Below are 9,945 nucleotides of genomic sequence, written 5' to 3'. Positions count from 1 at the left end.
ATTTTTTCAGGACGTTACATTCTTCCACATGCCATTCGCCACGATGAGGTATCAAAGCGTCACGGACTTGTATCATTTCAGATTCTACCACCACCAAATAAGCAACTGCATATTCTGGTTCAACCTCTACAAATTCAGAAAATGTACTTTGTAACTTTTCTTTTTCTGCATATTGTTTCAAGTGAATTGCATGATGTTTTGCAGTTGGTATAGCATCGGGACCATAAAAATCCCAGATTAATTTTAATTTCTTTTCCATTTTTAATTTAATTCTTTTTGACGATTAGAGCTTACCAACCATAAACCGATGAAGGTTAATAAACCATTTAAAATGATTAATTCAACACCAATTTTGTAATCGGTAAAATTAATCACTAATTCGTTGATGATATAGGTGAAAATAGGCGCTAAAATCGCAACTGTAATAATTGAATATTTTTTGTAAATGTTACGTTTCGTTAAAATACCGAAAGCAAACAATCCTAATAACGGTCCGTATGTATAACCTGCAATTTCCATCACAAGATAAACAATTGATTTGTTGTTAATCGTTTTAAAAACCATAATCAAGATAAAGAAAACTACCGTGAAAATTAAGTGAACACGAATACGAATCTTTTTCTTTTCTTTTTCTGATTTTTCTTTGTCTTCGTTGATGTTTAATAAATCGACACAATATGAACTTGTAACTGCTGTTAAAGCTCCGTCAGCAGAAGGAAATAAAGCAGAAATTAATCCGATAATAAAAATTACAGAAATAATCATTGGGAAATGATGTCCTAAAAGCGAAAGCGCAGGAAACATATCATCACCCATAATATTTTGTCCGCCTTGTTCCATAAAGAAACCGTCAGCAGTATAAAAACCACCTTCACTCATTGCGTATAAATAAAGCAATCCACCCAAAAATAGGAATGCTAAATTAACAATCAATAATGTTCCAGCAAACGTCAACATATTCTTTTTTGAGTTTTGAAGATTATCAACCGAAATATTTTTTTGCATCATTTCTTGGTCAAGACCAGTCATCGCAATTGTGATAAACATTCCGCCTAAAATAGTTTTTAAGAAATATGTTTTCGAATTTGGATCAAAGTTAATGAAATGCGTATAATTTTTGGCTTGCATCCTATCGTAAGCTTCACCAACAGATAAATTAAGATGCGAAAGGATAAACCAAATACAAGCAATCAAACTAATGATCATAAACGATGTTTGCAAGGTGTCGGTTACGACAATTGTTTTTACTCCACCTTCGAACGTGTATAATAATATCATCAATAATAAGACAAATGTTGTTGCCCAAAATGGTACGCCTAAATTGTCTAATAAAAATATTTGTAACACATTTACAACTAAATATAAACGTGCTGTTGCGCCAATTCCACGAGAAATAATAAAGAAAACCGATCCCATTTTATGTGCTTCAACATTGAAACGTTTTCCTAAATAGGTGTAAATTGAGGTTAGATTCATTCGGTAATAGAGTGGAAGTAATACCCCCGCGACGATAAAATAACCAAGAAAAAATCCGATAACCATCATATAATATTCGAATCCTCCATAAATATATTCGGAACCAGTTAATTTTCCGACCGTACCCGGAACCGAAATAAAAGTAACGCCACTAAGGCTTGTCCCAATCATTCCGAAAGCCACCAACCACCATTTACTTTTTTTGTTTCCGTTAAAAAAAGATTGATTGTCAGAATTTCGACTGGTGAAGTAAGAGATCACTAAAAGTCCTACAAAGTATACGATAACACAAAGTAGTAAAATTGTTGAGTTCATAATTTATTTAGTAAATAAGCCCAAATTTAATATTTTTGAGTGAATGATGATAGATTAATTTTCCGAAGATAAAATTGTAAATTTGTTGTCTATAATTTTTTGAACGAATGAATTACCCAAGCAAGGTTTTAGAGCGAGCTGTAGAAGAGATGTCAAATTTGCCAGGAATAGGAAAGAGAACAGCTTTGCGACTTGTTTTACATATGTTAAATCGTCCCAAATCTCAAACGACGGCTTTATCCGAAGCGCTTTCTCATTTAGTGGATGATGTTAAATATTGTCAACATTGTCATATGATTTCTGATGATGAGATTTGTGATATTTGCAATAATCCATTGCGAGAAGAAACTATAATTTGTGTGGTGGAAGATGTGCGCGATGTGATGGCAATTGAAAACACAGGACAATTTAAAGGACAATATCACGTTTTAGGAGGAAAGATTTCTCCAATGGAAGGCATTGGACCTGGTCAATTGAATATTCAAACTTTGGTAGATCGTGTTCAAAATGAAAATGTGAAGGAAATAATCTTTGCTTTAAGTTCTACAATGGAAGGAGATACAACTGTTTTTTACTTGTATCGACAATTAAAGAATGCCGAAATTATTTTTTCGACCATTGCACGAGGTCTTGGTGTAGGAGATGAGTTAGAATATGCAGACGAAGCGACGTTGGTTCGTTCTATACAACATCGAATCCCATATTCAGAAAATAAATTTTAAAATGAAATTATCGATAATTATTGTTAGTTATAATGCGCCAAAACATTTAGAGCTTTGTCTTGATTCGTGTCAGGAAGCTTTAAAAAATGTAGATGGCGAAATAATTGTAATTGATAATGATTCATCGGAAATTGATTTTATATTCCTAAAAAAAACTTTTCCTACTGTAAATTTTTTACTTCAGAATGAAAATCTTGGTTTTGCAAAAGCGAATAATATTGGGGTTGAGAATGCTTTGGGAGAATATATTCTGATTCTTAATCCAGATACAATTATTCCAGAGAATTTATTCGAATCTTTGATTGAATTTCATCAGTCAAAAGAAAAAATAGGTTTTGTGGGAGTACGAATGATAGATACAAACGGAAATTTTCATCCAGAATCAAAACGTAATATTCCGACAGCTAAAAATTCATTTTCTAAGTTGTATAGTCGATTTAATCATTCAAAGAAAAATAATTATTACAAATTAGAAGTTGATGAATTTGAAATTGCTCCTTGCGAAATTTTAGTTGGTGCTTTTATGTTCACCACGAAGAAAATCTATCAGGAAATTGGAGGATTTGATCCACGTTATTTTATGTATGGAGAAGATATAGATTTGTCTTTTAGTGCAGAATTGGCTGGTTATAAAAATTATTATAAAGGAGATATAACGGTTTTACATTACAAGGGAGAAAGTACGAAAAAAGATAAAAAATATTATAAACATTTTTTTGAAGCCATGATGATTTTCTTAGCAAAATATTATCAAAAAAATTGGTTGCATTATCAACTTTTACGTTCGGGAATTTTGATTAAATATTTAATTCAATTATTTAAATTTTCTTTACATTCACCTAATAATACTTCTAAAATAGAAGTAAAAGCAGAAAATTTATTTTGGATTGATAAGAAATCAGATTTCAAATCTTTATCAAATAATGAAATTGCAATTGATGCAAGTTTTTTTACTTATCAAGAGATATTATCAATCATTTCTGAAAACAACTCTTCTTCACGTTTATTTTATATTCGTCCTAAAAATAAAAATTATGTAATAGGCGATGATAAACTGATTATAAATCTATAAAAACAAAAAAAGCTGAATCTTAATGACCAGCTTTTACAGTATCTTTTTTCTCAACTTTCGGAGTTTCTGCCGTTTTTGTAGAATCTTTCACTTCTTCGTGTTTTTCTTCAACAGCTTCCTCATGTTTTCCGTGACCTGCGTGAGCAGCTTCAGATTTGTGGTGCATTTCTTCTGCAGTAGCTGGTTCGTGAACAACTGGAAGAACTCCGTGATTTACACTTGCTTTAGAGTTACAAGAAGTAGCGAATGCTGCAACAGCTACTAAAAGAATTAATTTTTTCATGTCTTACAAAATTTATTGTATGGGTATATTATTATAATTGTTTTGACAAAATTAGTTAAAAACATTGAGTTCAACTAACTGATTTATTTCAATTGTGCAATTTTCTGAATTCCACCTTTTGTTTTATCTCCAACCTTTACACTGATCTCTGTATCAAGTGGTAAAAAGATATCAACACGCGATCCGAACTTGATGAAGCCATATTCTTTACCCGCAACAGCATCGTCATTCTCTTTACTGTAACAAACAATTCTTCGTGCAACTGCACCTGCAATTTGTCTGAAAAGAACTTTTGTATGATCTGCATTCTCTACAACAACAGTTGTTCTTTCATTCAATTCTGATGATTTTGGATGAAATGCAACCAAAAACTTTCCTGGATGATATTTCGAATAAATCACTTTTCCATTCACAGGATAACGCGTTACATGTACGTTAAGAGGCGTCATGAAAATTGATAATTGAATACATTTTTGATTCAAAAATTCGCTTTCAAATACTTCTTCTAATACAACAACTTTTCCATCAACTGGTGCGATTACGCAATTTTCTGACGAATCTGATTCACGAATTGGGTTTCTGAAAAACCAAACGATAAATCCGTAAAGTATCCATAATGGTAAGGCAAAGTAAAAACCATATACAGGAAAAAAGTAATGTAATACTCCTGTAGCGATTGCAAATAAAATTAAGCAACCTATCAAAATTGCTGTTCCTTCTCTGTGAAGTTTCATAAAGTATATACTAATAAATAATATAAATAAACAAATGGTACGACAAATATAAAACTATCTAATCGATCTAAAAAACCGCCATGTCCTGGAATAAGGTTAGAGCTGTCTTTTACATTGAAAAATCGTTTTAATTTAGATTCTGTCAAATCTCCCAATGGACCTAATGCTGCAACGATCAAACCAATAATCATCCAGTTTCCGTGCAAGTTCTCTCCAAAATATTTCTGAATTAAGAATCCAGCGATAATGGTGAAGATAATTCCTCCAAAAAAACCTTCCCACGTTTTTGCTCCCGAAATTTTAGGTGCTAATTTATGTTTTCCAATTAAGTTTCCTGTTAAATATGCAAATGTATCACTGCTCCAAAGTAATAAGAAAACGAAAAACACTTCGTAATGCATCACTTTTTCACCTAAATTATAATCAAAACTAGGTAAAGTTAATGCTAAGACAAATGGTGCGATAACGTATGTTAAACCTAAAGTAGCTTTTCCAAAATCGTTCAATAATTCATTGGTTGATTTGAAAATAATATAAATACTAAAAACAAATAAAACTGGAATGATGAAGTACAAACTTTTTAAATGAAAATAGTAATGATTTGAAGTTTCGAAAGCTTCTAAAAATTCTTTTCCATAATATCCAAAAACAACTAAGGCAGCTAAAAGTGCTCCTAATTGATAAAGTTTATTGGTAAGATTAGTGATTTTAAAAAACTCGTACAAACAAAAAAGTCCAAAAACCATCATCAAAACAATCAAACCTTTTGGATCTATCGTTGTCCCGAAAAATATAATAAGTGCGTAAATAAGTCCAGAGAAAGCTCTAATTGCTAAATTTTTCATAGCTAATCTTCAACCAATAACAAATAAATATTCTTCGCGTTGTCTACGTTGGGAAATTTGTGCATATTTTTTCCACGAATCGAAGTTATTTTAGATGGAAGGTTGTCTTTTTTTAATGTTCGTAATTTCTGTAATGCCACACTCACATTTTCCACTAATTGTGATGGGCGTGCATAGATAATAAAATTTGACGGAAAATCAGCAATATTTCTACCATAAGTTTGATGCGCCGATAACATAATACTTCCATCAAAAGCAATCAGAAATTCGCAACTAAGAAAACTAAGCGTATAACGAGAATCGCATGGATTTTCGACAAAAGGAATATTGACTGAATTAAGAACCTGTTGTAAATTTGGATCAGGACAAATTAATTCGGTTACATTTTCGTAATTGACAATCTCTTTAAGGTTTTTAGAAGCCTCCTCTATATTATCACAAAATAAAAAATGTCCACCACCTACATTAAAATTTGTAGCAAATACTTCATCTATAGAAATTTTTTGGTCAGCATAATTTGGATGAAATAAATCAATGTGATTATCATCTGAATTCTCTGCTGATTTTTCAGTAGCTTTTTTAAGTAGGTTTTTAATTGCTTTCCACATGAAAACTCATGATTTTATATGAAATTAATCAATTACAGCCTAAAGGTAATAAATTTTAACAATATAATAAGAAGTAAAAAAAAAATCGTCCTATTTGGACGATTTTTTCTATTATTTTGAATGAATTTGATTAAATATCATTTCCAGATTCTGGTTGAACAACTTGTTCTGAATCAGCTTCTATAACCTCTTCTTGTTTTTCTTCGATTTGATCTAATTCGTTTACAAATTTTCTTGGTCCGAAAATTTCTTCCAAATCTTCTCTAAAGATCACCTCTTTCTCAATTAATTTTTGAGCTAAAACATCTAATTGATCGCGATGTTCACGTAAAATATCTTTTGCTCTATCATATTGAGCTTCGATCATTGTTTTTACCTCTTTATCAATTACCTGAGCAGTTTGTTCTGAATAAGGCTTGCTGAAACCATACTCATTTTGTCCAGATGAATCGTAATAAGAAACATTACCAACTTCTTTGTTCAATCCGTAAATACTAACCATTGCAGAAGCTTGTTTTGTAACTTTTTCCAAATCACTTAATGCACCAGTAGAAATATTATTGAAAACAACTTCCTCAGCAGCACGACCACCCATTGTCATACACATTTCGTCTAACAATTGTTCTGTCGTTGTAATTTGTCTTTCTTCTGGCAAATACCAAGCGGCACCTAACGAACGTCCACGAGGAACTATAGTTACTTTAACCAATGGAGCAGCGTGTTCTGTTAACCAACCAATTGTAGCGTGACCAGCTTCGTGATAAGCGATACGTTTTTTCTCAGAAGGTTTAATCACTTTACTTTTCTTCTCTAATCCACCAATAATACGGTCAACAGCGTCTAAAAAGTCTTGTTTTTCTACGACGTCTTTGTTTTTACGAGCAGCAACTAAAGCTGCTTCGTTACAAACATTGAATATATCTGCACCAGAGAAACCTGGAGTTTGTTTTGCTAAAAATTCGATTTCAACATCTTCACCTAATTTTAATGGACGTAAGTGAACGGCGAAGATTTCTTTACGTTCGTTTAATTCAGGTAAATCAACATGAATAATACGGTCAAAACGACCTGGACGCATCAATGCTTTATCCAATACATCAGCACGGTTCGTTGCAGCAATCACAATTACGTTAGATTCTGTTCCGAAACCATCCATTTCTGTTAATAATTGGTTTAATGTATTTTCGCGTTCATCATTAGAACCTGTAAAGTTTGATTTTCCACGTGCGCGACCAATGGCATCAATCTCATCAATAAAGATAATTGAAGGAGATTTTTCCTTTGCATTTTTGAATAAGTCACGTACACGAGATGCACCAACCCCCACAAACATTTCTACGAAATCTGATCCTGATAACGAGAAGAAAGGAACTTTTGCTTCTCCAGCAACAGCTTTTGCTAATAAGGTTTTACCTGTACCTGGAGGTCCTACTAATAAAGCTCCTTTTGGGATACGTCCACCTAATTTTGTAAATTTTTCTGGATGTTTCAAGAATTCAACGATTTCTTCGATTTCTTCTTTTGCACCTTCTAAACCTGCAACATCTTTGAAAGTTGTTTTGATATGATCATCACCTTCAAATAATTTCGCTTTTGATTTTCCGACAGAGAAAATTCCTCCGCCACCTCCAGCAGATCCGCCTCCGCCCATTCGTCTAAATAGTAAGAAGTAGATTAATCCGAAGAAAATTAATGAAATGAAAAGATTCATAAACAAACTTCCAAAACCATTTGAAATTTGTGTGTTAAGAACGGCAGTTTTATTCGGACTCTTTTCTACGTTAGCATAAAAGTCTTTTTCAAAATTTCCTGCATCAGCAACATTGAAAATAAAGTTTGGAGCGCCTGTAGCAAAAGGATTTAAAGTTTCGTTTGATTTTTTAAACTTTTTAAATTCTTCAGTATTCAGAGCTGCGTCCGTTAAATATACACTTACACGTCCTGATTCTTTTTCTAGATTCGCTTCTTTTACGTAACCTTTTTCTACATAAGAAAGGAAAGTCGTACGGTCTATATTTTTAGTAGTTCCGCCGGCACCTCCAATGTTATCAGAAAATAATAGAAAGGCAATCAGCAATAATCCAATAATGGCATATATCCATGTAGGATTAAACCCCGAAGGTTTAAAATTATTTTTTTTCAATTTTTTTTGGTTTCAGTTATGATTAATATTCCATTTCGATACGCGTCTCTACAGCATCACCCCAAAGACTTTCGATATCGTAATATTCTCTGTATTCTTTTTGGAAAATATGGACAATAACATTTGTGTAGTCCAACAAAACCCATTGATTGTTTTGTGTTCCTTCTACATGAAAAGGTCTTTCTGACATTTCTGTTTTTACAGTTCTTTCAATCGAACCTGCTAAAGCACTAACTTGTGTATTCGAGTTTCCGGTACAAATAACGAAGTATTGACAAAATGCATTTTCAATTTCGCGTAAATCTAGAATTGTAATTTCTTCTCCTTTAACATTTGTAATTCCGTCAACAATGCTATCTAGCAAGTCTTTTGTATATTGAGTATCTATCATCTTTTATTTTGTAATTCGCAAATTTAGTGAATCCTTATTAAAGTTTAAACTTTTTAAAATAACTTTAACCACTCTATAAAAATAGTAAAAAAAATGTATTTAATTAGTTTTGATTCTTTGCCTAATACGAATGAGTTCTTGGTGGATTTGTCCAAAAAAGATGCCAATAGTTGGACTGTCATACATGCTAAAAATCAAACAAAAGGAAAAGGTTACGCAGGAAATGAGTGGAAAGTTGTCGCTGGAGAAAATTTAACCTTTAGTTTTTTGCTGAAAACGGATTATAGTTTTCAAGAATTAATTTATTTTAATGAATGGATTTCGAATGTTATTTGTCTATTTTTAAAACAATTTCATCCAAAATCTAACGTAAAATGGCCAAATGATATCATTTTAAATGATAAAAAGGTTTGTGGAATATTAATCGAAAATCATCGTTCCAATGGAATTATGAATTCTGTAATCGGAATAGGAATTAATGTCAATCAAGCTGATTTTAATCACTTACCAAAAGCAACATCTATTCGAAAAGTAACTGACAAAGAATATGACATCGAGGAAATTTTGGCAGATTTAATACATTATTTCGAAAATGAATATTCAATTTTAGAAGAGAAAAATTTTGAACAAATTCATCAAACTTATTTAGATAATCTGTTTAGAAAAGATGAAATTTCGCATTTTAGATTGGATGGAGTAGAAGTGGACGGAATTATTAGAGATGTAAATGAAGCGGGAAATTTACTGATAGAAATCAATCAAGAATTGAGAGAATTTAAGCACAAAGAAATCGAACTTCTTTTTTAATCCTATAGAAAAGGCTATTTTTGTTTAATGGAAGAATTTGTAGTTTTAGTTGATCAGGACGATCAAAAATTAGGATTGATGGAGAAACAACAGGCTCATGTAGCTGGTTTGTTGCATCGTGCATTTTCTGTTTTTGTATTCAATTCCAAAGGAGAATTAATGATTCAGCAACGAGCTGCGAGCAAATACCATTCGCCAACGTTGTGGACGAATACATGTTGTAGTCATCCGCGCGATAACGAAACTTACGAACAAGCGGCGCACAGACGTTTGGAAGAAGAAATGGGATTTGATTGCGAATTAGAATATAAATTTAATTTCATTTACAAAGCGCATTTAGAAAATGATTTGATCGAGCATGAATTAGACCATGTTTTTATCGGAACATTTGATGATGAACCAAAGCTAAATCCTGATGAAGTGATGGCCTATCGTTGGGTAGAATTGGATGATTTGAAAAAAGATATGGAAAAAAATCCTCAGAATTATACAGCTTGGTTCAAAATAATTTTTGAACATTACGTTTCGTATATCGAAGAATAAAAATTT

Annotated in this window: 12 protein-coding genes; 4 read left to right on the top strand and 8 right to left on the bottom strand. The window is 32.0% G+C overall.

Annotated features, from left to right (window positions below):
• Together B4E59_RS06440 and B4E59_RS06435 are read right to left on the bottom strand one after the other, a co-directional pair.
• The coding region (locus B4E59_RS06440; RefSeq protein WP_291052125.1) for a hypothetical protein at positions 1–259 on the bottom strand (259 nt) is incomplete at its 3' end.
• Positions 260–261: 2 nt separating this feature from the next.
• Positions 262–1,791: a sodium:solute symporter gene (locus B4E59_RS06435; protein ID WP_291052122.1), complete on the bottom strand. Its 1,530-nt coding sequence runs from the start codon at positions 1,789–1,791 to the stop codon at positions 262–264.
• Positions 1,792–1,898: 107 nt separating this feature from the next.
• On the opposite strand from B4E59_RS06435, the gene recR reads away from it, so the two are divergent.
• Both recR and B4E59_RS06425 read left to right on the top strand, forming a co-directional pair.
• A complete protein-coding gene (gene recR, locus B4E59_RS06430; RefSeq protein WP_291052119.1) occupies positions 1,899–2,513 on the top strand; it encodes a recombination mediator RecR in 615 nt (204 codons plus the stop codon).
• A gap of 1 nt (position 2,514) precedes the next feature.
• The gene (locus B4E59_RS06425; RefSeq protein WP_291052116.1) at positions 2,515–3,585 is read left to right on the top strand and encodes a glycosyltransferase family 2 protein; all 1,071 of its coding nucleotides are present in this window, start codon (positions 2,515–2,517) and stop codon (positions 3,583–3,585) included.
• A gap of 19 nt (positions 3,586–3,604) precedes the next feature.
• Here B4E59_RS06425 and B4E59_RS06420 read toward each other — a convergent pair whose 3' ends face one another.
• The 6 genes from B4E59_RS06420 to rsfS form a co-directional block, all read right to left on the bottom strand.
• Positions 3,605–3,868: a hypothetical protein gene (locus B4E59_RS06420; protein WP_291052113.1), complete on the bottom strand. Its 264-nt coding sequence runs from the start codon at positions 3,866–3,868 to the stop codon at positions 3,605–3,607.
• Positions 3,869–3,951: 83 nt separating this feature from the next.
• The gene (locus tag B4E59_RS06415) at positions 3,952–4,602 is read right to left on the bottom strand and encodes a phosphatidylserine decarboxylase family protein (protein WP_219033686.1); all 651 of its coding nucleotides are present in this window, start codon (positions 4,600–4,602) and stop codon (positions 3,952–3,954) included.
• Positions 4,599–5,447, bottom strand: a complete 849-nt coding sequence (locus B4E59_RS06410; protein ID WP_291047112.1) for a phosphatidate cytidylyltransferase — start codon at positions 5,445–5,447, stop codon at positions 4,599–4,601. Before B4E59_RS06410 ends, B4E59_RS06415 begins: the two co-directional genes overlap by 4 nt.
• A gap of 2 nt (positions 5,448–5,449) precedes the next feature.
• Positions 5,450–6,055 carry a hypothetical protein gene (locus B4E59_RS06405; protein ID WP_291052108.1) on the bottom strand — a complete coding sequence of 202 codons (606 nt, stop codon included), beginning with the start codon at positions 6,053–6,055 and terminating at the stop codon, positions 5,450–5,452.
• Positions 6,056–6,185: 130 nt separating this feature from the next.
• Positions 6,186–8,198 carry an ATP-dependent zinc metalloprotease FtsH gene (gene ftsH / locus B4E59_RS06400; RefSeq protein WP_291052105.1) on the bottom strand — a complete coding sequence of 671 codons (2,013 nt, stop codon included), beginning with the start codon at positions 8,196–8,198 and terminating at the stop codon, positions 6,186–6,188.
• A gap of 22 nt (positions 8,199–8,220) precedes the next feature.
• Positions 8,221–8,589, bottom strand: a complete 369-nt coding sequence (gene rsfS / locus B4E59_RS06395) for a ribosome silencing factor (protein WP_038331822.1) — start codon at positions 8,587–8,589, stop codon at positions 8,221–8,223.
• 93 nt (positions 8,590–8,682) lie between these two features.
• Here rsfS and B4E59_RS06390 point away from each other — a divergent pair, with 93 nt between their 5' ends.
• Both B4E59_RS06390 and idi read left to right on the top strand, forming a co-directional pair.
• Complete coding sequence (locus B4E59_RS06390; protein ID WP_219033682.1) at positions 8,683–9,396, top strand: biotin--[acetyl-CoA-carboxylase] ligase; 714 nt, start codon at positions 8,683–8,685, stop codon at positions 9,394–9,396.
• A 27-nt stretch (positions 9,397–9,423) separates the two neighbouring features.
• Positions 9,424–9,939, top strand: a complete 516-nt coding sequence (gene idi / locus B4E59_RS06385) for an isopentenyl-diphosphate Delta-isomerase (RefSeq protein ID WP_115001587.1) — start codon at positions 9,424–9,426, stop codon at positions 9,937–9,939.
• Positions 9,940–9,945 lie beyond the last annotated feature (6 nt).

This window comes from Empedobacter sp. UBA2044, assembly GCF_002333005.1.
Lineage (GTDB): Bacteria > Bacteroidota > Bacteroidia > Flavobacteriales > Weeksellaceae > Empedobacter > Empedobacter falsenii_B.
Note: the sequence above shows the minus strand (reverse complement) of the source record. Positions and strands in the feature narration are given on the sequence as shown.